Genomic DNA, 21,551 nt, shown 5'->3' with positions numbered 1-21,551 from the left:
CCGATGGCCCAGTTCTTCGAGTTCTTCCAAGCCCACGTCTGGCTGTTCGTCGCGCTCGGCGTGGTGCTGGCCTTGCTGATCGCCAACGAAGTGCATGGCAATCTGACCGGCGGCAAGCGCATGTCGCCGGCCGAAGCGGTGCGCCTGATCAACGATCGCGACCCGCTGATCGTTGACGTGCGCCCGCTGGCGGAGTTCAAGCGCGGCCATCTGCTCAACGCCTTCCATGCGCCGCTCGGCAAGTTCGACGAGTATCTCGGTCAGCTCGCCAAGGACAAGGCACGACCTGTGCTGGTCTATTGCGCGCTCGGCGTCAGCAGCAGCACCGCCGTCGAGAAGCTGCGCAAGAACGGCTTCGCCGAGGTCTATCCTTTGCGTGGCGGCATCAACGCCTGGTCGATGGCGAATCTGCCGCTGACGACCAAATAGAGGGTTCGCCGTGAAGAAGGTGGTGATGTACAGCACGAGGGTCTGCCCGTTCTGCGTGATGGCCAAGCGCCTCCTGCAGGCCAAGGGCGCGACCATCGAGGAAGTGCGCGTCGACGAGGACGCCAGCCGGCGCGAGGAGATGATGCGCATCACCGGACGCCGCACCGTGCCGCAGATCTTCATTGGCGACACGCACGTGGGGGGAAGTGACGACTTGCACGCGCTGGAACGCGCCGGCAAGCTCGACGCCCTGTTGCACGACTGATATTCCGATTACCGAACCATGACCGATACCGCGACTCCCGATGTGCCGGCGCCAGGCGCCATTGATCCCAACGCCGCCGGCGCGCAGCGCCAGGTGCTCCTGCAGAAGATCTACGTCAAGGACGCTTCGCTCGAAGTGCCGATGGCGCCGCAGGTCTTCACCAAGCAGTGGCAGCCGCAGCTCGACGTGCAGGTGAACACCGAGGCCAAGCCGCTCGAAGGCGATGCGCTGCAGGTGGTGCTCGCCGTGACCGTCACGGCGAAGCTCGGTGAGGAAGTCGCCTTCCTGGTCGAAGCGCAGCAGGCCGGCATTTTCACGGTGCGCGGCTTCACGCAGCCGGAAGAGAAGGCCGCCGTGGCCGCCGCCTACTGCCCGAACCTGCTGTTCCCGTTCGCCCGCGAGACGATCGCCGATCTGGTCCAGCGCGCCGGCTTCCCGCAGCTGCTGCTGCAGCCGATCAACTTCGATGCGCTTTACCTGGAGCACCTGCAGCGCGCCCGCGCGCAGGCCGCCACGCCGGCGCCGGCGCCGGCCAACAGCGTCAACTGAAGCCGCCGGGACGGCGATGAAGGCCACTTCATCGCCGTCCGTTTGCGCTTTCCACACCCGATGATCGACGCCGCGCGAGCGCTTCGACCGGCGATGCCGCGCCCGGCGCCGCAGCCGGAGGCGTGCCGATGAATCCGGTCACGGCGGTGCTCGGGGCCGGTTCGTTCGGCACCGCGCTGGCGATCCAGCTGGCGCGCCGTGGCGCGCCGACCGTGCTCTGGGGCCGCGATCCCGAGCGCCTGGCGGCGATGCAGCAGGCGCGGGAGAACGTGCAGTACCTGCCGGGCTGCCCGTTCCCCGCCAAGCTGCGCGCGCACGCCGATCTCGATGCTGCGGTCGCCGAGGCCGACGAGCTGCTGATCGCGACGCCCTCGCACGTGCTGCGCGCGACGCTCGAGCGCATCGAACCGCTGCTGCGCGACGGTCAGGGGCTGGTTGCCGCCTGCAAGGGCCTGGAGCCGCACAGCGGCCAGCTGGTGCACGAGGTCATCGAATCGATCTACGGCCGCAGCCGGCCGTTTGCCGTGCTGTCCGGTCCCACTTTCGCCAAGGAAGTCGGCATCGGCCTGCCGACCGCGGTGACGATCGCCTCGCACGAGCAATCGTTCGCGGAGGCCTTCGCACGGCGCCTGCACGGCGACGGCTTCCGCGCCTACTGGACCGAGGATCTGATCGGGGTCGAGGTCGGCGGCGCGGTGAAGAACGTGATGGCGATCGGCGTCGGCATCGCCGACGGCATGGGGCTGGGCGCCAATACGCGCGCGGCGCTGATCACGCGCGGTCTCGCCGAGATCATGCGCCTGGCCACGGCGATGGGCGCCAAGGCGGAAACGCTGATGGGCCTCGCCGGCATGGGCGATCTGGTGCTGACCTGCACCGACAACCAGTCGCGCAATCGCCGCATGGGTCTGCTGCTGGCGCAGGGCAAGAGCGTCAAGGAAGCGATCGCCGACATCCGCCAGGTGGTCGAGGGCGTCAAGGCGGCGCCCGAGGTCCTGCGCCTGGCGCAGCGCTACGGTGTCGACATGCCGATCACCGCCGCCGTCTGCGGCGTGCTCGAAGGCCGGTTGTCGGTGGTCGAGGCGGTTCGTGCGCTGGCGACGCGGCCGGCCAAGGCCGAGGCGGCGCCGGAGCGCAAGGCGCCGGGCGCCGGCTAGGACCTGTCGCCCCGACGCCCGTCGCGGCCCCGAGCGGTTGGCGATGCGGCCGGCACGCAGGACAGGCCCCGGGACCGGCGCGCGCCGGTCCCGGGGCCGTCGCTTCAGCAGGGGCTCTCGTCGAGCGCAGCCAGCACTTCATCCGAGCTCAGCGTCAGGCTGCTGCCGCCGGCGAACTGCACCGTCGCGCTGCCGTCGGCATTGAGCGTGATCGTCGCCGATTCGTTGCCCGATTCCATCTTCAGCACGCCCTGCGCGGTTCCATCCTGCGGTACTGAGATCGGCGTCGTCGTCGTGTAGCGCAGCGTGCCGCCGCGGCAGGCGCTGGTGCTGTAGTAGATGCTGCCGTCGGCGCGCAAGCCGGTGTCGGCGGTGAGGAACTTCATCAGTTCGCCGTCGCCGAGGATGATGTCGGCGCTGTAGCCCGGCTCCGTGTAGTGATCACGGAAGTCGTCGGCGCGCACCTCCGCATCGCTGTCGCCGGCGCGCCGCTCGAGCAGACCCTGCAGTTCCTCGGTGCTCGGGTAGTCGGAATCGCCGCTCCACTCCTCGCGGTAGCGATAGACGCTGCTGCCGGTGCCGAAGCGCAGGTACGAATAGTGGTCGCCGGTGTCCGGCGTGTAGCCGCCGCTTTCGTAGTGGCCGTCGTAGATCCTGCGATAGCCGTCTTCGTAGTCATAGACGCAATGGTTGTTGTCTTCGCGGTAGATCGACACCGTGCGCGGCGTGCTGTCGAACAACGCGAAGGTGTAGGTACCGGTCAGCGTTTCCTCGCTGTAGCTGCCGCTGTCGCAGTCGTGCACGGTGACGGCCTTGGCGCTCAGGCCCGGATTGGCAGAGGCGAGCCGGAGGGTCTTGAGCGCGGAGCCGACGAAGCGGGCCTTGGGTGTGCTCGCCGCGCTGGCGGCTGCCGTCATGGAGTCGGTGCTGATGCCGCTGAAGTCGACGAAGGCCGACAGGTTGCCAAGCTCGCGCAGCACGTCATCTTTGCTTGACAGCGAAACGCTGCGCTCCGAGTGATCGCCCCCGCCGCCGCAGGCGGCGAGCGCGACGCTCGCGGCCGCGAACAGGGCAGGGGTACCGAGACTGCGCAGCGGACGATGGGAATGGGTTTTCATGATATTTCCTCCGGGCTTGCGGGATTTCTGCACGTGCCACTGTGCGTGGGTGGTGCCGTTGCCATCCGTGCGTCAGCTCACGCTTCGGTATTCGGCGGATGCCGCTCTCAGCGGAAGTCGGCCTGTCGCCAGGCCTCGTAGACGGCGACCGCGACGGCATTCGACAGGTTCAGGCTGCGGTTGCCCGGCCGCATCGGCAAGCGCAGGCGCTGTTCTTCGGGCAGCGCGGCGAGCACCGCGTCGGGGAGGCCGCGCGTCTCCGGGCCGAACAGCAGGATGTCGCCGTCGCGGTAGATGCAGCGGTCATAGCGCTGTGCCGAGCGCGTCGAGAACGCCAGCCAGCGCGCGTCCGGCCGCGCTGCGCGCAGGGCGTCGAGCGAATCGTGCTGGTCGATCTGCGCCAGCGCGTGATAGTCGAGGCCGGCGCGGCGCAGCGAAGCCTCGTCGAGCCGGAAGCCGAGCGGATGAATCAGGTGCAGGCGCGCGCCGGTGTTGGCGCACAGGCGGATGATGTTGCCGGTGTTCGGCGGAATTTCCGGCTGGTACAGCGCGACCTCGATCATGCCGATCTCAGTTCCTCAGTGCGCCGGCCGTTCGGCGCCGCAGGCCCAGCAGATTTCGAAATGCACCGGCGCACGCTCGCCGCAGACGCAGACCCAGGTGGCGGCGGCATGGCGGCGATGTTCGTAGCGCCGCAGCAGCTCGCGCGCTGCCTCGACCTGTGCGCCGTCCGCGATCACCAGGCGCGGCCAGGCGTCGGCCGGCAGCTCGCCGCGCGCACCCCAAAGGCCGGCGCCGAAGACCTCGGCGGCAATGCCGTGCTCGGCGAGATAGCCGCGCAGGATTTCGGCTTCGAGCGGATCGGCGGCGGCATAGACCGTATGCATGCGTCGATTGTATGCGTCGCAGTGGCGCGAAAGGGGCGCGCATGCTTCGTTGACAGGGTCAAGGGGCACGCCTACGCTGCCGCCTCGCGCTCGTTCATCCGCAGGGGGGTTTCATGTCGCGCATCCACACACTCGCGTTCGCCGCGCTGCTGGCGCTCGGCATCGGCAGCGCCCAGGCGCAGGTCAGCGACGAAGTCGACGCCACGCCGTCCGCCGCTGCGATGGCGGCCGATCTCATCCTGGTGCGACCGCTCGGACTCGTCGCCACGGTGCTCGGCGCCGGGTTGTTCGTCGTGCAGCTGCCGCTGTCGCTGGTGCAGGGCGAACCGCCGTCCGAGCCGGCCCGTCGCCTGGTCGTCGAGCCCGCGCGCTTCACCTTCAGCCGCCCGCTCGGCGACATGGAATAGGCGCGTCGCGCCGCGCAGGCGGCGAAGAGGCGATGCATGAAAAAGCCGGCGCATGCGCCGGCTTTTTGCATCCGCGAGCGCTCAGCGCAGGGCCCGCCCGTCGGCGTCCAGGACGCGCACGTCGCGCACGCCCATGCCGGCAGCGAGCTGGCGCACCGGCGCCTCGATCTTCGACAGGTCGCCGACCACGATCCAGGTCAGCGACTGCGGCCGCACCAGCCGGCGCGCGGCGGCGTTGACCGCATCGGGCGTCAGCGCGTCGAGCTTGCCGACGATGGCGTTCCAGTAGTCGTCGGGCAGGCCGTAGGTGAGGATCGTCGAGTACGAGCCGGCCAGTTCGGCGGCGGTTTCGTTGTCGCCTGGCAGCGCCAGCACCACGCTGTTGCGCGCGAAATCGACTTCCTGCTGCGTCAGCGGTCGGCGGTCGATCGCGGCGGCGAGCTCGCGCTGCATTTCCTGGATCGACTCGACGGTCTTGTCGGTCTGCACCGGCGCGTACGCGAAGAACGGCCGCTGCGCCTTGGCGCCGCCGATGACGCTGAATGCACCGTAGCTCCAGTGCTTGTCCTCGCGCAGGTTCATGTTGAGGCGCGAGACGAAGTTGCCGCCGAGCGCGGTGCTGGCCAGCTGCATCGCCAGATCGTCCGGGTCGGCCTTCGGCGGCGCCAGTTCGGCCGCCATCAGCAGGGTCTGCTCGGCGCCGGTCTTGTTGACCAGCACGAAGCGCGGCTGCTCCGGCAGGGCGACCGTCGCCAGATTCTTCTGCGGCAGCGGCGCGGCCGGCGCTTTCCAGCTGCCGAACTGCTGCTCGAGCAGCGGCTGGATTTCCGCCAGCGTGGTGTCGCCGACGATCAGCAGCGTGGCGTTGTCGGGGCGCAGCCAGCGCCGATAGAACGCGCGCAGGTCGTCGACCTGCAGCGCCGCGACACTGGCTTCGCTGCCGGTCCCGGAGCTCGGGTTGGCGTAGGCGTGGTCGGCGCCGTACAGCAGCTGCGTATAGAGGCGCCGCGCGATGCCGAAGGCCTGCGCCTTTTCCTGCTGGATCGCGGCGATCTGCAGTTTCTTGAGCCGCGCGAGTTCCCGGTCGGGGAAGTTCGGGCGCAGCACGACGTCGGCGTACAGGGCCAGACTCGGCTGCAGCTTGGCCTTGAGCGCATTGAGGCGGACGTACGAGGTGTCGAGCGTCGAGCCGGTGCCGATCAGCGCGCCGAGCGCGTCGGCGGCCGCGGCGAGCTGCAGCGCGTCGTAGCGGCCGGCACCTTCGTCGAGCATGTCGAGCGTCAGCTTGGCGGTGCCCGGCGCGATGCCGGCGTCGGCTGCATAGCCGGCGTCGGTGAGCAGGCTCAGCTGCACGACCGGCGCTGCGTGGCGCTCGGCGAGCACGATCCTGAGCCCGTTCGACAGCGTCGCGCGCTGCAGCGGCGGCAACTGGAGCGCCGGCGGCTCGCCGAGCGCCGGCAGCTGGCTGCGGTCAGCACCCTGTGCCGCGGTGGCGTATTCGGGGAACGGCTCGACGTCGAGCTTGAAGACGCCGTCGGACAGCCAGCGCTGCGCCGCGGTACGGACCTGCTGCGGCGTGGCACGGCGCACTTCCTGCAGTTCCTCGGTGTAGCGCTCGGGCGTGCCGCAATAGACCTGGTACTGCGCGAGCTGCGCGGATTTGCCGCCGAAGCCGTCGATGCGCTCCAGGCCGCGCAGCGCCGAGGCGAACACCGCGGTCTTGACGCGTGCGAGCTCCTCGGCGCTCGGGCCTTCGCGCAGGAAGCGCTGCACTTCCTCGTCGATCGCGCGCTCGACGGCGGCCGGATCGCCGCCGGCCTTGACCATCGCGTCGATCGTCAGCTGCGAGCCGATCTCGAACGGGCCGATGCCGACGCTGACCTTGGTCGCGATCTGATCCTGGTAGACGAGTCGCTTGTAGAGCCGGCTGTTCTTGCCGTCGCCCAGCACCGAGGCGGCGAGCGACAGCAGATTGGCGTCCGGATCGCAGAAGCCGGGAATGTTCCAGACCTGGTAGAGACGCGCCTGCGGGACGCGGTCCTGCAGCGTCGCGCGCTTCTCGCCCTGCATCTTGGCGATCCACGGGCCCTGGTGCTTCAGCGGCGGGCCCGACGGAATATCGCCGAAGTAGGTCTGGACCTTCTTCAGCACCTCCGCCGGCTGCACGTCGCCGGCGATCACCAGCGTCGCGTTGGCGGCGCCATAGTGCTCCTGGAACCAGGCCTTGACGTCGGCGAGCGAGGCGGCGTTGAGATCCGCTTCCGAACCGATCGTCGTCCACGAGTACGGGTGGCCGGCCGGATAGGTGGCCTGGGCGATGAAATCGTCGACCTTGCCGTAGGGCTCGTTCTCGCCCTGGCGCTTCTCGTTGAGCACGACGCCGCGCTGCTCGTCGAGGCGGGCCTGATCGATCGCGCCGAGCAGATGGCCCATGCGGTCGGATTCGAGCCACAGCGTGCGGTCGAGCGCCGAGACCGGCACGTTCTCGAAGTAGTTCGTGCGGTCGAGCCAGGTCGTGCCGTTCATCTTGGTCGCGCCGGCCGGCTCCAGCGCACGGAAGAACTCGTCGTTGTAGTGCTCCGAGCCGTTGAACATCAGGTGCTCGAACAGATGCGCGAAGCCGGTGCGACCGGGCCGCTCGTCCTTGCTGCCGACGTGATACCAGACGTTGACCGCGACCACCGGCGCCTTGTGATCCTCGTGGATGATGAGCGTCAGGCCGTTCGGCAGAATATGCCGCTCGTAGGCGATGCGGACATCGGGGAAGGCGGCGGCCGCGTCGGATGCGGGCTTGGCGGCAGCGGTGAACGAGGCGGCCGTCAGGGCGGCGGCCAGGACCAGACGTTTCATGAGCGTCCCGGAATCGAAGGTGAAGGTGGATGATCGAACAGACGCAAATCAGGCGCAAAGGTTCCGCGCGGCGGCCGGCGATTGCCGGCGGCTGGCTGGCAGGCGCGCGCGCCTGTCCGTCGCCGAACCACGACGCGCGACCGGACGCGGACGACATCTCGCTGCTGGTTATCCACAACATCTCGCTGCCGCCGGGCCGCTTCGGCGGCCCGTACATCGATCAGCTGTTCACCAACCGTCTCGATCCGGACGCGCATCCGTACTTCGCCGGCATCCACGCGCTGCGCGTGTCCTCGCATCTGCTGATCGCCCGCGACGGCCGTGTCACCCAGTACGTGCCGTTCGACGCGCGCGCCTGGCATGCCGGGGTGTCGCGCTACGAGGGACGCGAGCGCTGCAATGATTTCTCGATCGGCATCGAGCTCGAAGGCAGCGACGAGCGGCCGTTCACCGCCAGGCAGTACGCGAAGCTGGCTGCGGTGACGAAGGCCTTGCTCGGCGCCTATCCGCGGCTCAGCGCGGCGCGCATCGCCGGGCATTCCGACATCGCCCCGGGACGAAAAACCGACCCCGGTCCTCATTTCGACTGGGCACGCTATCGCGCGGCGCTCGGCGCTCCGGCACACTGACGGCCTCCATGACCCTCATCGGCATCCTCATCGCGCTGGGCCTCGAACGCGTGCTCGGCCGCATCCCGGGCTGGGGGCGGCCGGTGATCTTTCTGTGGCTGATGCGCGGCCTGCATCGCGTGCTGCCGGCGGTGCTGTGGGCATCGCCGCTGCTGCCGCTGGCCGTCGTCGCCGCGCCGGTCGCGCTCGTGTGGTGGGCCTACGCGCAGATCTGGAGTCCGATCCTGGCGCTGTGCGTCGCCGCTGCGGTGCTGCTGCTGTGTCTCGGTCCGCGCGATCTGGCCGAGGACGTACACGATCTGCTGGCGGCGCGCGCGGCCGGCGACAGCGCGCGCGTGCAGCAGATCGCGCGCAATCTGCAGCGCGGTCCGCAGCCCGACGACAATCATCGCTCGCTGATGGGCACGCTGTTCATCCAGTCGCACGAGAAGCTGTTCGGCGTGCTGCTGTGGTTCTTCGTGTTCGGGCCGGCCGGCGCCGTCGCCTATCGCGTCGCCAGCCGCCTGCCGCGCCTGCTGCGCGAGACCGCGCCGGGCTCGATGGCGGAAGTCACGGCCGACTGGCTGCACAACCTGCTGGCCTGGATTCCGGTGCGCATCACCACGCTGCTCTACGGTCTGGCCGGCAGCCTCGACGACGCACTGGCGGCCTGGCGCCGCCTGATGCGCCAGCCGCTGCACGGCTGGCGCTCGCATACCTGGGCGCTGCTCGCCGAGATCGCGGTGGCTTCGCTGCGCACGGAAACCGCCGACGGCGGCGCCGAGCCGCTCAACCTCGGCACGGCGCTGCGCGAAGTGCTGCGCATGCAGTGGCGCGCGCTGCTGATCCTGCTGGCATTCTTCGCGATCTTCGCGACCGGCAGCATGTTCTGATGCGCGCGGCGCGGGTGCTGGCCGGCCTGCTGCTCGGCCTGATCGCGAACGGCGCGACGGCGTCCGAGCGCATCGTCGCGCTGGCGCCGCACCTGGCCGAACTGGTCTGCGCGGTCGGCGCCTGCGATGACCTGGTCGGCGTCGTCGCCTACACCGACGCGCCGCCGGCCGCCGCGCGCCTGCCGCAGGTCGGCAGCGCTTTCGCCGTCAACGTCGAAGCCGTGCTCGCGCTGCGTCCGAGCCTGGTGCTGGCCTGGGGCAGCGGCACGCCGGCGGCGACCGTTGAGCGCCTGCGCGGCGTCGGCTTGCGCGTCGAGACCGTGTCGATCGGCGATCTCGACGCGATCGGAACCGAGCTGGCCGCGCTCGGGCGCCGCCTCGGCCACGCCGATGTCGGCCGCGCGGCAGCCGGCGATTACGCGCGGCGGCTCGCGGCGCTGCGCGAGCGCTATCGCGGCCGCTCGCGGCTGCGCGTCTTCTACCAGCTCGAATCGGGGCCGGTATACACGATCAACGGCCGCAGTCCGATCAGCGCGGCGCTGTCGCTGTGCGGCGGCGACAATGTGTTCGCCGCGCTGCCGACGATCTCGGCCGTGGTCAGCGACGAGGCGGTGCTGGCGGCTGATCCGGATGCCGTGGTCGTCGCCGACGACGAGGACCTGCGCGGCGTCGACGCCTACTGGCGCCGCCTGGCGCCGGCGCGCGCCGCCGATCCGGCGCGCCGCGTGGTGGTCGACGCCCATGCGCTGACGCGGCAGTCGCCGCGCGTGCTCGACGGCATCGCCCAGCTCTGCACGGGGCTCGATCGCGTCAGGCGTGACGCCAGATGATCTCGCTGCCGCCGTTGGCGCGGGCCAGCAGGCGACCGATCACGAACATGAGATCGGACAGGCGGTTGAGGTAGCGCAGCGACGCGGCGTTGAGCGCGGCCTCGGCGTGCACGATCCACAGACTGCGCTCGGCGCGACGGGCAACGGCGCGCGTCAGGTGCGCCTGGGCGGCGACCGGGTTGCCGCCCGGCAGCACGAAATCCTTGAGCGGCGGCAGTTCGGCGTTGAAGCGCTCGGTCCATTCTTCGAGCTGCGCGACGTGCTCCTCGCGGATCGCGATGTGGCCGGGCAGCGCGAGTTCGCCGCCGATGTCGAACAGGCGGTGCTGAACCAGACCGAGCGGTTCGCGGAAGACGTCCGGCAGCGCATCGTGGGCGAGCAGCACGCCGAAGTGCGAGTTGAGCTCGTCGAGCTCGCCCATCGCCGCGATGCGGTGATGCGTCTTGGCGATGCGATCGCCGCTGGCCAGTCCGGTGGTGCCGGCGTCGCCGGTGCGGGTGACGATCTTGCTGAGGCGGTTGCCCATGCGCGTGCTTCCTCTGACGGGGCGCCGACTACAGCCCAAGACCGGTGCCGAGCGCAAGCTGCGAATGCGCCAGCGCCGCCGCGCGCCGCTATCATGCGCACCCCCGCAACGAGTCAGAACTCCATGGCCAGTCCGCACCTCGCCGCCGCGCTGCAAGCCGCGCGTGCCGCCACCGAGATCATCCGCAAGGCTTATCGCGGCAATTTTCGCGTCGAGTACAAGGCCGACGCCAGCCCGGTCACCGAGGTCGACGTCGCCGCCGAGCGTGCGATCAAGGCCGTGCTGCGCGAGCATTTCCCGGATTACGGCTTCTACGGCGAGGAAACCGGCCGTGAGATGGCCGACGCGGAGTCGCTGTGGCTGGTCGATCCGATCGACGGCACCAAGGCCTTCGTGCGCGGCTATCCGATCTTCTCGGTGCAGATCGCGCTGATGCGCGGATCGAGCATCGAGTTCGGCCTGTCGTGCGCGCCGTGCTGGAACGAGGGCCTCGGCGAGCTGGTCTGGGCCGAGCGCGGTGCCGGCGCCTGGCGCGGCCTGCTGGAAACGCCGCTCGCCGATTTCGAGCGCCTGCAGGTCTCGTCCGTCGACCGGCTCAGCCAAGCAACGCTGTCGACCGGCAATCTGGCGACGCTGGCGCGTGCGCCGCAATGGGCGGAGCTGGGACGCCTGATTCCGCAGCTGCATCGCATCCGCGGCTACGGCGACTTCGTGCACTACCACTATCTGGCCGGCGGCAAGCTCGATGCGGTGGTCGAGTCCGACGTCAACATCCTCGACATCGCCGCGCTGTCGGTGATCGTCGAAGAAGCCGGCGGCCGCTTCACTGATCTGAACGGGCGTCCGCTGAGCCTGGAGACGCGCACCGTGCTGGCCAGCAACGGGCATGTGCACGAGGCCTTCGCCGGCCTCGCGCTGTAAGCGCCGCCGGCCTCAGCGCAGGCTGATGATCGCCCAGCCGCGGCTTTGCGCCGTCGCGCGCAGTACCGCGTCCGGATCGACCGCGACCGCCGCCTGCGCTTCCTCGAGCAGCGGGATGTCGTTGCGCGAATCGCTGTAGGCGGTCAGGTGCGCGTACGGCTCGGCCTGCCCGGCGAGCCAGTCGCGCAGTCGCTGGACCTTGCCGCCCTGGAAGTTGGGAATGCCGGCGATCCGGCCGGTGTAGCGGCCGTCGTGGATCTCGGGGTCGGTCGCGATCAGGTTCGTCACGCCGAGCAGCGCTGCGATCGGTTCGGTGATGAAGCGGCTGGTCGCGGTCGTGATCAGCAGCTCGTCGCCCTGCGCGCGGTGCTTTTCGAGCAGCGCCGGCGTGCCCGGCGCGACCGCCGGCACGATCCATTCGGCGACGAAGCGCTCGCGCAGCGCCAGCATGCGCTCCAGCGGTTGCTCGACCAGCGGGCGCAGGCTGAAGGCGGCGTATTCGTGGATGTCGAGCGTGCCGGCGCTGTAGAGCCCGTAGAAGCGCTCGTTCTCGCGCGCGTACTGCTCGGCGTCGACGACGCCGTGCTCGATCATCCAGCGTCCCCAGAGGTGGTCGCTGTCATTGGCGAGCAGGGTGTGGTCGAGGTCGAAGACGGCGAGGCGGCGCATGCTGCGATCCGGGCAGGGTGTGAAAAGGGCCGCGCAGGATAGCAGCCATGCGTTGCTGGCTGATCGCAGCTTGTGGAACAATCCCTTCAAACATTGCCGTTGGCACCCTCAAGTGATTGATGCAGATGGATTTAGGCCGAATGTCGGCATTGTCCTGTGCAATGCCGAGGGCAAGCTTTTGTGGGCCAAGCGCATCGGTCAGGACGCCTGGCAGTTTCCGCAGGGCGGGATTCAGCGTGGCGAGCGTCCCGAACAGGCCCTGTTCCGCGAACTCGGCGAAGAGCTGGGCCTGACGCGCGCCGACGTCCAGATCCTCGGTGTCACGTCGGGCTGGTTGCGCTACCGGCTGCCGAGCCGGTATCTGCGCCGTTCGCGCGGGCGGGTCTGCATCGGCCAGAAGCAGAAATGGTTCGCGCTGCGCCTCACGGCCACCGATGCCGCCGTACGCCTCGACACCAGCCACAAGCCTGAATTCGACGGCTGGCGCTGGGTCGATTACTGGCTGCCGCTAGACGAAGTCGTTGAATTCAAAAGAGAGGTCTACCACTGCGCGCTGCGCGAGCTGGCTCCGCTGCTCCGCGGACCTGCGCGATTGGCGAGTGGCGACGAAGTCTTGGGCTGAGTGCGGCGCGGGTCAGGATCTTGTTGCGAAACGAGATTCCGAAGCAGTTGACACGGATTCTCATTTGCAGCACGATGCGGCCATGTACATCTGCGTCTGCAAGGCCGTCTCCGATCGCGCGATCCGGCGCGCCGTCCGCCAGGACGGTGTGACCAGCCTGCGCGAGCTGGCGCGGGCGCATGGTGTCGGTACCTGTTGCGGCAAGTGCGTGCCGCAGGCGCGCGAGTTGCTCGGCGAGACGCTGCGTGAGCAGCAGCAGACGGCTATTCCGCTGTCCGCTCTGGGCCCGGCACTGCTCGGCGCCTGAAACGGGATTCGCGCCCAGCGCGAATCGAAAACCTTCTTGCTCGTTTCGGCGTTTCGCACGCCTGCATCGCGCGTCCCTATACTGGCCGCCAAAACATCAGGACGGAGCTTTGGCCATGCGCGGCGACCCCAAGGTCATCGAATATCTCAATCTCGGCCTCAAGAACGAGCTGACTGCGATCAATCAATACTTCCTGCATGCGCGCATGCTGGGCAACTGGGGCTTCAAGCGGCTCGAGAAGCACGAGTACGACGAATCGATCGACGAGATGAAGCATGCCGACAAGCTCGTCGCGCGCATCCTGTTTCTCGAGGGGCTGCCGAACCTTCAGGACCTCGGCAAGCTATACATCGGCGAAGACGTCAAGGAACTGCTGGAGTGCGACTTGAAGCGCGAGCGCGAGGCGCATCCGCTCTACAAGGATGCGATCGCCTATTGCGAGAAGGTCGGCGACTACGTGACGCGCGAGCTGTTCGTGGCGATCCAGACCAGCGAGGAAGAGCACATCGACTGGATCGAGGAGCAGCTGGGGCTGATCGACAAGATCGGCCTGCAGAATTACTTGCAGCTCGGTGTTGGCGAAGTCGGCTCTTCGTCCTGAGCGTCGTGATCCGGACCCGAAAAGCCCCGCAAACGCGGGGCTTTTCGCATTTCCGAGCCGGAGATTCAGAACGGTTTGACGACGACCAGGATGAGGACCGCGAGCAGCAGGATCGTCGGCACCTCGTTCATCGCCCGGTAGAACTTGGCGGAGCGCGTGCTGCGCTGCTGGGCGAACGCGCGCAGCTGCGTCTTCAGCCAGCCGTGGTAGCCCGACAACGCCAGCACGAGCGTGAGCTTGGCGTGCAGCCAACCCGCCTTGAGGTAGATCTCGGGGCCGTTCAGCAGCAGGGCGATGCCGAGCAGCCAGGTGCCGATCATGCCGATCGTGGTCATCACGTAGAGGCGGCGCTCCATGACGCAGAACCGTTCATGGGTGCCGGGTTCGCGGGCGTCGACGTGATAGACGAACAGCCGCGGCAGGTAGAACAGGCCGGCAAACCAGGCCACCACGAAAAAGATATGAAAGGCTTTGAGCCACAGGTACATGGCGCGATCCTGAAACGATGTGGGCGGGTCTGATCGTCTATTATCGCCGGCCCCAGTGATTTCAGGGCAAACGTCCATGATCAAGGTCGGTATCGTCGGCGGCACGGGTTACACCGGAGCCGAGCTGTTGCGCCTGTTCGCGCAGCACCCGCAGGCCGAGGTCGTCATGCTGACCTCGCGCAAGGAGGACGGGCAGCGCGCCGACGCCCTGTTCCCGCACCTGCGCGGCCACTGCGATCTGGTGTTCACCGCGCCCGATCCGGCCGCGCTGGCGAACTGCGACGCCGTCTTCTTCGCCACGCCGCACGGCACGGCGATGCAGATGGCGCCCGATCTGGTCGCGCGCGGGGTGCGTGTCATCGATCTGTCGGCGGACTTTCGTCTGCGTGATCCGGCCGTGTTCAAGGACTGGTACAAGCTCGAGCACACGGCGCCGGACCTGTTGGCCGAGGCGGTCTATGGTTTGCCGGAAGTGCATCGCGAAGCGATCCGCAAGGCACGCGTCGTCGCCAACCCCGGCTGCTATCCGACGTCCGTGCAGCTCGGTCTGCTGCCGCTGCTCGAGGCCGGCGCCATCGAACTCGACGGGGTGATCGCCGACTGCAAGTCCGGCGTCAGCGGTGCCGGTCGCGAAGCCAAGATCGGCTCGCTGTTCTGCGAGGCCTCGGATTCGTTCAAGGCCTATGGCGTGCCGGGGCACCGCCACCTGCCGGAAATCCTGCAGGGCGTGGCCGACATCGCCCGGCATCCGGTCGGTCTGAATTTCGTGCCGCATCTGCTGCCGCTGGTGCGCGGCATTCACGCCACGCTGTATGCGCGCCTCAAGCGGCACGATCTCGACCTGCAGCGGCTCTATGAGGACCGCTACGCAGGCGAGCCCTTCGTCGACGTGGCGCCGGCCGGGGATCACCCTGAAACGCGCGGCGTGCGCGGGGCGAATACCTGCCGCGTTGCCGTGCATCTGGCGCCGGACCGTAGAACGGTGATCGTGCTGTCGGTGATCGACAATCTGGTCAAGGGCGCATCCGGGCAGGCCGTGCAGAACTTCAATCTGATGTTCGGGCTCGACGAACGCTTGGGTTTGCAGGCGCCGCCGCTGACGCCCTGAACGCGGGCGCGCCGACGTGCAGCACAAGATCATCATCCGCCGACATCGGCCGTGGCTGCGGCCGGCCTTGATCGCTGGCTGTACCGGCGCCCTCGCGCTATGTGCCTGGGCCCTGTATAGCTATGCGCGTGCGACCACCGTCAGCGATTTCGAGCGGACGCAGACCGAGGCGGAGCAGTTGCGTGCCGAGCGTCGCCAGCTGACGCGCGATCTGCGCGCGGCGCGCACCGAGATCGCGCAGCTGCAGCAGCAGGTGGTGTACGCGCAGCGGTCCACGGAAATCGATTCGCAGGCCTGCGATGCTGTGCGCAAGTCGCTGACCGATCTGCAGGCGGAAGCCTCCGAACTGCGCGAGCAGGTGGCGTTCTACCGCGGCATCGCGGCGCCCGATCAGGCGCGCGCCGGTGTGCGCGTGCAGGAGCTGAAGCTGAGCGAAGTCTCCGGGCGCCCGGGCCGCTACCGCTTCTTTCTGACGCTGATCCAGTCGGTCCGGCATGAAAAGCGGATCGGCGGTCGAATCCAGCTGTCGATCGCCGGCCGCGCCAGCGGTGTCGAGCGCAAGCTGCTGCTGAACGATCTTGCGCCGGAGCTGGCGCAAAATCTGCTATTTTCACTGAAGTACTTCGAAGAGTTCAGTGGCGAGTTTCAGTTGCCGGCCGGCTTCGTGCCGAGTCGGATGCTGGTGACCCTGGTTCCGTCCAGCGACGGCGCGCCGCAAACCGAGGAAGGCTTTGACTGGCAGCGCGTGATGGACAACGGGGAGGATCTTCATGAAGTTCGGGAATAGCGGCGCCAAGGGCGCGACGACGGCCACCGGTGTGGATACCCTGATCGGCCGTCAGACCGAGATCCTCGGCGACATCCGCTTCAGCGGCGGTCTGCACATCGATGGCAAGGTCAAGGGCAAGGTGCTGTCCGGCGGTGACAAGGCATCGGCCTTGTCCGTCAGTGAAAGCGGTGCCATTGAAGGCGACGTTCGTGTCCCCAATATCATGCTGAACGGCTCGGTGAGCGGCGATGTCTACGCGTCCGAGAAGATCACGCTGGCCGCCAAGGCGCGCGTGACCGGCAACGTGTACTACAAGATCATCGAGATGGAAGGCGGCGCCCAGGTCAACGGCCAGCTCGTGCACGAGACGACCCAGAAGCTGGACATCGCCGTCACCGGCGAAGGGCAGGACGCGACGGTCGACGAGCTCAGCGAGGCGCGCCGATTCAAGGGCTTGGTCAACAACGCGTAAAGCGGGCGGTATCGGTCATGGCAGAAGCAGCAGAAGCAATCGCCGACGAAGCGTCGGTCGTTTTCACGGCCGCCGCCGCGGACAAGGTCCGCGAGCTGCTGAATGAGGAAGATGACCCGGCGCAGATGCTGCGGGTGTTCGTCACCGGCGGTGGCTGCTCCGGTTTTCAGTACGGGTTCAAGTTCGAGAAGAACCGCGAGGACGACGACACTGTCGTGGTCCGCAACGGGGTGACCCTGCTCGTTGATCCGATGAGCGTGCAATACCTCGTCGGGGCCGAGATCGACTACAAGGAGAGCGTGGAAGGCGCCCAGTTTGTGATTCGCAATCCGAACGCGTCTACCACCTGTGGTTGCGGGAATTCGTTCTCCGTTTGAACTCCGCCCCCCGGGCGCCGCGCTCGCCGGCGCCTGCTTTCAGGCGGGATAGATTCCGCCCAGCACGACCGGCCGTGCCGCGCCGGTGACGGCGGGCAGATTGCCGCTGAGCCCGAGCACGGTGCGCTGCGCCAGCCAGGCGAAGCCGGCAGCCTCGACCCAGTCCGGATCCAGTCCGTGGGCGCCGGTGTCGCTCACCTGCAGCCGCGGCAGGCGCGCCGTCAGGCGCTCCATCAGGAAGCGATTGCGGGCTCCGCCTCCGCAGACCAGCAGGCCCGCGGCCGAAGGCGCGTGCGTTTCGATGGCGCTGGCCAGGCTTTCCACCGTCAGTTCGAGCAGCGTTCGCTGCACGTCGGCCGTGGCGCGGGCGGCGAGATCGGCGTCGCGGGCATTCAGCCAGTCGAGGTTGAAGTAATCGCGACCCGTGCTTTTCGGTGCCGGCCAGCCGAAGTACGGGTCGGCGAGACCGCGCTGCAGTAAGGCGGGGTCGAGCGTGCCGCTCGCGGCCCAGGCGCCGTCGCGATCGTAAGGCGAGCCGAGATGGTGCTGCGCCCAATCGTCGAGCAGCGCATTCCCGGGGCCCGTGTCGAAGCCGAAAACGTGGCCGCTGCCGGCGCCCGGCAGCACCGTGATGTTGGCGATGCCGCCGATGTTGGCGACGACTTGAGTGCGCTCGTCCGCAAACAGCGCGTGGTGGAAGGCGGGCATCAGCGGAGCGCCGTGCCCGCCATGTGCCATGTCGGCGCGGCGCAGGTCTGCGACGGTGCGTACGCCCGTCCGGGCGGCGATGCGGTTCGGATCGCCGAGTTGCGTCGTCGTGTGCAGCGACAGCGGATCGTGGAAGACGGTTTGCCCGTGCGAACCGATCGCGACGACCTCTGCGCCGTTGAGCCCCAGATCGCGCATCAGTGTCGCGGCGGCTTCAGCGAAGCAATCACCGATCGCAGCGTCGAGGCGGGCGAGGTCGCGCAGCGTGATCGGCGTGTCGGGGTGCCGCTGCAGCGCGAGCAGCTCTGCACGCAGGGCGCCCGGATAAGGGTGCGCCCGGGTTGCGATCAGGCGCCGCCAGGTGGCGTCATCGGCGAATTCGCAGGCAGCCGCATCAACGGCATCGAGGCTCGTGCCCGATATCAGCCCGATGCATATCCCCATGACGGGACGCGCTCCGGCGCTTCAATTGTGCAGTGCGGGCGGCGGGACCAAGGCGGCTGGCGTGTCGAGCTGGGCCGTGCGCGTGCTCGAGAGCGCCTCCAGTTGCGCGAGCGCGGTGGCGTTCTCCATCCGCCAGTGCGCCACGACGCTCTTCGGCAGCGGATTGGCGCGCGGCAGAGCGACCGTGAGCGGGTTCTGGTGGACGCCGTTGACGCGGAATTCGTAGTGCAGATGCGGACCGGTCGCCAGGCCCGTCATGCCGACGTACGCAATCAGCTGGCCCTGGCGGACCCGCTGGCCGACCTTGAGGCCGGCGCGGAAGCGCGACAGATGTCCATACAGGGTCGTGTACTTGGCGCCGTGGCGGATGGTGACGACGTTGCCGTAGCCGCTCTTGACGCCGACGAAGTCGACGATGCCGTCGCCGGTGGCCTTGACCGGGGTCCCGATTGCGGCGGCGTAGTCGACGCCCTTGTGGGCGCGGATGACGTTCAGGATCGGATGCAGGCGGCCGGTCGTGAAACCGGAACTGATGCGAATGAAGTCGACCGGCGTACGGATGAAAGCCTTGCGAAACGATTCGCCTTCCGGCGTGTAATAGGTGGCGTTGCCGTCGGCGTCGACATATCGCATGGCGCGGTAAGCCTGGCCACGATTGACGAATTCGGCCGCGACGATGTCGCCGTCGCGCAGCTTCTTGCCGTCCTTGTAAAGCTGGTCGTAGACCACTGAGAAACGATCGCCGTCGCGCAGGTCGAGAGCGAAGTCGATGTCGTAGCCGAAAATGTCGGCGATCTCCATCACGAGACGGTTCGAGAGGCCCGCTTTTTGCGCGGCGGCGAACAGCGAGCTGGTGATGACGCCGGTGAGCTGCGCCGGGCGATGCTCGATCTCCGCTTCGATGGTCAGCGCATCATAGCCACTGTCGCTGCGACGGACCTGCAGCGTATGTGTTTCGTCGAACTCATAGTTCAGCTCGTCGAGCTGGTCATCGTCCGTCTTGCGCAGGCTCAGTTTGTCGCCGGTCTTCAAGTTCTTCAGGCGTGCCGCGTCGCCGCCGAGGCCGACGATCGCCACCGCTTCGGAAAGGCCGAGCCCCTCCTTGGCGAAGATGTCCGACAACGTCTGGCCGCGGCGCACGACGATGGTCGTCCACTCGCTCGCCGCCGGCGCCTGCAGCGCGTCCGCGGTGGCCGACTGGATGGCGCCGTCGAAGGCATTCTCGGCGGTAGGCGTGAAGGCGGCCGCGACTTCGTCGCCGGCAGCGTCCTGCAGCGCGCTATGGCGCGTGGCGATACCCTCGCGCATCGCAACAGCGGACAGCACGCCGATGCATGCCGTCGCAAGCCATACGGAGCGACGGGCCGAACGGCGGGGTGCCAGCTCGGCTGGGCTATAATCGATCTTCATCTTCTCAACCTGAAAACGATATCAGGCCGCGCTGTCCCGCACGGTCCGGCATTGGAAATGCTTCTATATCGTCGTGCTTGTTCTGGTTACTGCTTGAGGCCGTAAGGAAACACAGTTTCCGTGGCATTGCAAGCCAAACGCCTGGGTTGGATGACCTCAAACACGCCTGGTTCCCTCGCTGCTCAAACGACATGGACTTTACTGAACTCGAACGCGGCACGGACGAAATCATTCCGGCCGAGGAATTCCGCGCCCGACTCGAAAAGGCGCGGCAGGAAGGTCGGCGCCTGCGAATCAAGGCGGGCTTCGATCCAACCGCAAAGGATCTGCACCTCGGCCATACGCTTTTGCTTAACAAATTGCGTGCCTTTCAGGAGGAGGGGCACGAAGCGGTGTTCCTGATTGGCGACTTCACCGGCATGATCGGCGACCCCACCGGGAAGAACGAAACGCGCAAGCCGCTGACTCGGGAGCAGGTCGAGGAGAACGCTCAGACGTATAAGGAGCAGGTCTTCAAGATCCTTGACCCGGCAAGGACCACGATCGAGTTCAACTCTCGCTGGTTGGACAAGCTTGGCGCCGAGGGCATGATTCGCTTGGCGGCCCAGTACACGGTCGCCCGCATGCTGGAGCGCGACGATTTCGCCAAGCGCTATGCCGGCAATCAGCCCATCGCGGTCCACGAGTTCCTGTATCCGCTGCTGCAGGGCTACGATTCGGTCGCGCTGAAAGCCGATGTGGAACTCGGCGGCACCGATCAGAAGTTCAATCTGCTCATGGGGCGGCACCTGCAGGCTCAGGCGGGCCAGCGCCCCCAGTGCATCATGACGGTGCCGATCCTCGAGGGGCTGGACGGCGTTCAGAAGATGTCGAAGAGCCTCGGCAACTATATCGGGGTCAACGACGCGCCCGGCGAAATGTTCGGCAAGCTCATGTCGGTGTCTGACGCGCTGATGTGGCGCTATTACGAGCTGCTGTCGTTTCGCCCGTTGGCTGAGATTCAGCGGCTGCGGATCAGTGTGGCCGACGGCGCTAATCCGCGTGACGTCAAGATGGAGCTGGGAGTCGAGCTCGTCTCCCGGTTCCATGGCGGCGAAGCGGGCGCCGCCGCCAAGGCGGCGTTCATTGCCCAGTTCTCTCAGGGGGCGTTGCCAGAAGACATTCCGCAGATCCGGATCGCCGTGCCCGTGGCGGGCATGCCAATCGCGCGCGTGCTCAAAGAGGCTGGCCTGGTATCCAGCAATGCGGAGGGCAATCGCATGGTCGATCAGCGTGCCGTACGCGTCGATCAGCAGCGCATCGAGGATCGCGGGATCATGCTGGCCCCCGGGCAGCAGTATCTTCTGCAGGTGGGATCGCGCCGCTATGCGCGCGCTGAGCTGGTGGCGGAAACCTAAGGGTGGGAACTGCGCCGGCTGGGCGCGGAAGTCGCAATTGACAAAGGGCGGGCCTGTGGCCCGCCCTTTGTGCATTCATGGCCTTGATGCTATGCCGTCGGCATGAAGGCGCGTCGCGAGTGATGGAGTGCAGGCGGGGCTGCAGATGAGGCTTGAGCAGGCGGCTGCGCCCAGGGTGGTCACAGAATAGCCATGATTTGCGTAAAAAATGCACGATTCCAGCGCATTTCACTCCGGCGTGGATTTCGCTGCAAACAAAAAAACGTTTTAAATCATCTAATTGAATGAACTCTCGCAAAAAGTCGTTGCGCGCCGCCCCAAAAACCCTATTATTCGCCTCCCCGCTGACCGGCGACGCAGTAACGAGACGCCGGGTTGGCCAGATCTTTAAGAACAAGCAAGTGATTTGTGTGGGTGCTCCCATGAGCGTGGCGAAGCCACGTGACATGAGAGTATCAACGTAGCCAAGTTAATTGAGTTACGAAGATGACTCTTCGACGCTGAAGACGTTTAGCCACGTCGAGGCGTAATTTGGATCTAAGCTTTACACTTTAAAGTGGAGAGTTTGATCCTGGCTCAGATTGAACGCTGGCGGCATGCCTAACACATGCAAGTCGCGCGGGCAGTAGCAATACTGTTAGCGGCGGACGGGTGAGGAACACATAGGAATCTGCCTCAGAGCGGGGGATAGCCCAGGGAAACTTGGAGTAATACCGCATGATGTCGCAAGACCAAAGCT

General features: G+C 67.3%; 26 protein-coding genes and 1 rRNA gene. 18 read left to right on the top strand and 9 right to left on the bottom strand.

The features are described 5' to 3' along the window. The first annotated feature begins 3 nt into the window (after positions 1-3). The 4 genes from K343_RS0112645 (at position 4) to K343_RS0112630 (ending at position 2,400) form a co-directional block, all read left to right on the top strand. Positions 4-429, top strand: coding sequence for a rhodanese-like domain-containing protein (locus K343_RS0112645; protein WP_028008398.1), 426 nt, complete (start codon positions 4-6; stop codon positions 427-429). Between the two features lie 25 nt (positions 430-454). Further along, complete coding sequence (grxC, locus tag K343_RS0112640) at positions 455-694, top strand: glutaredoxin 3 (RefSeq protein ID WP_043112727.1); 240 nt, start codon at positions 455-457, stop codon at positions 692-694. Positions 695-712: 18 nt separating this feature from the next. Continuing rightward, the gene (secB, locus tag K343_RS0112635) at positions 713-1,243 is read left to right on the top strand and encodes a protein-export chaperone SecB (RefSeq protein WP_028008396.1); all 531 of its coding nucleotides are present in this window, start codon (positions 713-715) and stop codon (positions 1,241-1,243) included. Positions 1,244-1,371: 128 nt separating this feature from the next. After that, positions 1,372-2,400 carry an NAD(P)H-dependent glycerol-3-phosphate dehydrogenase gene (locus K343_RS0112630; protein ID WP_028008395.1) on the top strand — a complete coding sequence of 343 codons (1,029 nt, stop codon included), beginning with the start codon at positions 1,372-1,374 and terminating at the stop codon, positions 2,398-2,400. A gap of 104 nt (positions 2,401-2,504) precedes the next feature. Here the strand turns inward: K343_RS0112630 and K343_RS0112625 are convergent, their stop codons facing one another. From K343_RS0112625 to K343_RS0112615, 3 genes are all read right to left on the bottom strand, one after another. Beyond that, complete coding sequence (locus K343_RS0112625) at positions 2,505-3,518, bottom strand: hypothetical protein (RefSeq protein WP_028008394.1); 1,014 nt, start codon at positions 3,516-3,518, stop codon at positions 2,505-2,507. Positions 3,519-3,625: 107 nt separating this feature from the next. Further along, positions 3,626-4,081 (bottom strand): tRNA (cytidine(34)-2'-O)-methyltransferase, encoded by a 456-nt coding sequence (locus tag K343_RS0112620; RefSeq protein ID WP_028008393.1) that lies wholly within the window; start codon positions 4,079-4,081, stop codon positions 3,626-3,628. A 15-nt stretch (positions 4,082-4,096) separates the two neighbouring features. Then, a complete protein-coding gene (locus K343_RS0112615) occupies positions 4,097-4,405 on the bottom strand; it encodes a putative signal transducing protein (protein ID WP_028008392.1) in 309 nt (102 codons plus the stop codon). A 113-nt stretch (positions 4,406-4,518) separates the two neighbouring features. On the opposite strand from K343_RS0112615, the gene K343_RS0112610 reads away from it, so the two are divergent. Then, positions 4,519-4,812, top strand: coding sequence for a hypothetical protein (locus K343_RS0112610; protein WP_028008391.1), 294 nt, complete (start codon positions 4,519-4,521; stop codon positions 4,810-4,812). An 81-nt stretch (positions 4,813-4,893) separates the two neighbouring features. Here the strand turns inward: K343_RS0112610 and K343_RS0112605 are convergent, their stop codons facing one another. Beyond that, positions 4,894-7,662, bottom strand: coding sequence for a M16 family metallopeptidase (locus K343_RS0112605; protein ID WP_028008390.1), 2,769 nt, complete (start codon positions 7,660-7,662; stop codon positions 4,894-4,896). A 29-nt stretch (positions 7,663-7,691) separates the two neighbouring features. On the opposite strand from K343_RS0112605, the gene ampD reads away from it, so the two are divergent. The 3 genes from ampD to K343_RS0112590 are packed head-to-tail and all read left to right on the top strand — an operon-like array spanning position 7,692 to position 9,993. Next, positions 7,692-8,291, top strand: a complete 600-nt coding sequence (gene ampD / locus K343_RS0112600; RefSeq protein ID WP_051278336.1) for a 1,6-anhydro-N-acetylmuramyl-L-alanine amidase AmpD — start codon at positions 7,692-7,694, stop codon at positions 8,289-8,291. 8 nt (positions 8,292-8,299) lie between these two features. After that, positions 8,300-9,163: a regulatory signaling modulator protein AmpE gene (gene ampE / locus K343_RS0112595; RefSeq protein WP_028008388.1), complete on the top strand. Its 864-nt coding sequence runs from the start codon at positions 8,300-8,302 to the stop codon at positions 9,161-9,163. After that, positions 9,163-9,993 (top strand): helical backbone metal receptor, encoded by an 831-nt coding sequence (locus K343_RS0112590; RefSeq protein WP_028008387.1) that lies wholly within the window; start codon positions 9,163-9,165, stop codon positions 9,991-9,993. Before ampE ends, K343_RS0112590 begins: the two co-directional genes overlap by 1 nt. Here K343_RS0112590 and K343_RS0112585 read toward each other — a convergent pair. After that, positions 9,974-10,519, bottom strand: a complete 546-nt coding sequence (locus K343_RS0112585) for a cob(I)yrinic acid a,c-diamide adenosyltransferase (RefSeq protein ID WP_028008386.1) — start codon at positions 10,517-10,519, stop codon at positions 9,974-9,976. The two genes, K343_RS0112590 and K343_RS0112585, sit on opposite strands and share 20 nt — an antisense overlap. A gap of 123 nt (positions 10,520-10,642) precedes the next feature. Between K343_RS0112585 and K343_RS0112580 the strand changes: the two genes are divergently transcribed. Next, complete coding sequence (locus K343_RS0112580) at positions 10,643-11,440, top strand: inositol monophosphatase family protein (RefSeq protein ID WP_028008385.1); 798 nt, start codon at positions 10,643-10,645, stop codon at positions 11,438-11,440. Between the two features lie 12 nt (positions 11,441-11,452). Here the strand turns inward: K343_RS0112580 and K343_RS0112575 are convergent, their stop codons facing one another. After that, on the bottom strand, positions 11,453-12,109 hold the full coding sequence (locus K343_RS0112575; RefSeq protein ID WP_028008384.1) for a histidinol-phosphatase: 657 nt from the start codon (positions 12,107-12,109) through the stop codon (positions 11,453-11,455). Here K343_RS0112575 and K343_RS0112570 point away from each other — a divergent pair. From K343_RS0112570 to bfr, 3 genes are all read left to right on the top strand, one after another. After that, complete coding sequence (locus K343_RS0112570; RefSeq protein ID WP_436278818.1) at positions 12,108-12,731, top strand: RNA pyrophosphohydrolase; 624 nt, start codon at positions 12,108-12,110, stop codon at positions 12,729-12,731. The genes K343_RS0112575 and K343_RS0112570 overlap by 2 nt on opposite strands. 82 nt (positions 12,732-12,813) lie before the next feature. After that, a complete protein-coding gene (locus K343_RS0112565) occupies positions 12,814-13,038 on the top strand; it encodes a (2Fe-2S)-binding protein (protein WP_028008382.1) in 225 nt (74 codons plus the stop codon). Between the two features lie 115 nt (positions 13,039-13,153). Next, complete coding sequence (bfr, locus tag K343_RS0112560) at positions 13,154-13,639, top strand: bacterioferritin (protein WP_028008381.1); 486 nt, start codon at positions 13,154-13,156, stop codon at positions 13,637-13,639. Positions 13,640-13,704: 65 nt separating this feature from the next. On the opposite strand, the gene hemJ is transcribed toward bfr, so the two are convergent. After that, positions 13,705-14,127 carry a protoporphyrinogen oxidase HemJ gene (gene hemJ / locus K343_RS0112555; RefSeq protein WP_028008380.1) on the bottom strand — a complete coding sequence of 141 codons (423 nt, stop codon included), beginning with the start codon at positions 14,125-14,127 and terminating at the stop codon, positions 13,705-13,707. Positions 14,128-14,203: 76 nt separating this feature from the next. On the opposite strand from hemJ, the gene argC reads away from it, so the two are divergent. From argC to erpA, 4 genes are read left to right on the top strand one after another with little or no spacing between them, the layout of a single operon-like run. Next, positions 14,204-15,235 carry an N-acetyl-gamma-glutamyl-phosphate reductase gene (gene argC, locus K343_RS0112550; RefSeq protein ID WP_028008379.1) on the top strand — a complete coding sequence of 344 codons (1,032 nt, stop codon included), beginning with the start codon at positions 14,204-14,206 and terminating at the stop codon, positions 15,233-15,235. A 16-nt stretch (positions 15,236-15,251) separates the two neighbouring features. After that, a complete protein-coding gene (locus K343_RS0112545) occupies positions 15,252-16,022 on the top strand; it encodes a DUF6776 family protein (protein ID WP_028008378.1) in 771 nt (256 codons plus the stop codon). Continuing rightward, positions 16,006-16,476 (top strand): bactofilin family protein, encoded by a 471-nt coding sequence (locus tag K343_RS21970; RefSeq protein WP_028008377.1) that lies wholly within the window; start codon positions 16,006-16,008, stop codon positions 16,474-16,476. The genes K343_RS0112545 and K343_RS21970 overlap by 17 nt, the downstream gene beginning before the upstream one ends. A gap of 17 nt (positions 16,477-16,493) precedes the next feature. Continuing rightward, positions 16,494-16,853 carry an iron-sulfur cluster insertion protein ErpA gene (erpA, locus tag K343_RS0112535; protein ID WP_028008376.1) on the top strand — a complete coding sequence of 120 codons (360 nt, stop codon included), beginning with the start codon at positions 16,494-16,496 and terminating at the stop codon, positions 16,851-16,853. 39 nt (positions 16,854-16,892) lie between these two features. Here erpA and K343_RS0112530 read toward each other — a convergent pair whose 3' ends face one another. Continuing rightward, positions 16,893-18,005, bottom strand: a complete 1,113-nt coding sequence (locus K343_RS0112530; protein ID WP_028008375.1) for an anhydro-N-acetylmuramic acid kinase — start codon at positions 18,003-18,005, stop codon at positions 16,893-16,895. A 21-nt stretch (positions 18,006-18,026) separates the two neighbouring features. Continuing rightward, positions 18,027-19,331, bottom strand: a complete 1,305-nt coding sequence (locus tag K343_RS21965) for an OapA family protein (RefSeq protein WP_245585196.1) — start codon at positions 19,329-19,331, stop codon at positions 18,027-18,029. A 275-nt stretch (positions 19,332-19,606) separates the two neighbouring features. Between K343_RS21965 and tyrS the strand changes: the two genes are divergently transcribed. Further along, the gene (gene tyrS / locus K343_RS0112520) at positions 19,607-20,812 is read left to right on the top strand and encodes a tyrosine--tRNA ligase (RefSeq protein ID WP_028008374.1); all 1,206 of its coding nucleotides are present in this window, start codon (positions 19,607-19,609) and stop codon (positions 20,810-20,812) included. Positions 20,813-21,365: 553 nt separating this feature from the next. Continuing rightward, a 16S ribosomal RNA gene (locus K343_RS0112515) occupies positions 21,366-21,551 on the top strand; the annotation flags it as partial.

Source organism: Solimonas flava DSM 18980 (assembly GCF_000426685.1).
In the GTDB taxonomy this organism is placed as follows: domain Bacteria; phylum Pseudomonadota; class Gammaproteobacteria; order Nevskiales; family Nevskiaceae; genus Solimonas; species Solimonas flava.
The sequence above is the reverse complement of the archived record's forward strand: the minus strand, read 5'-3'. Positions and strand labels throughout refer to the sequence as shown.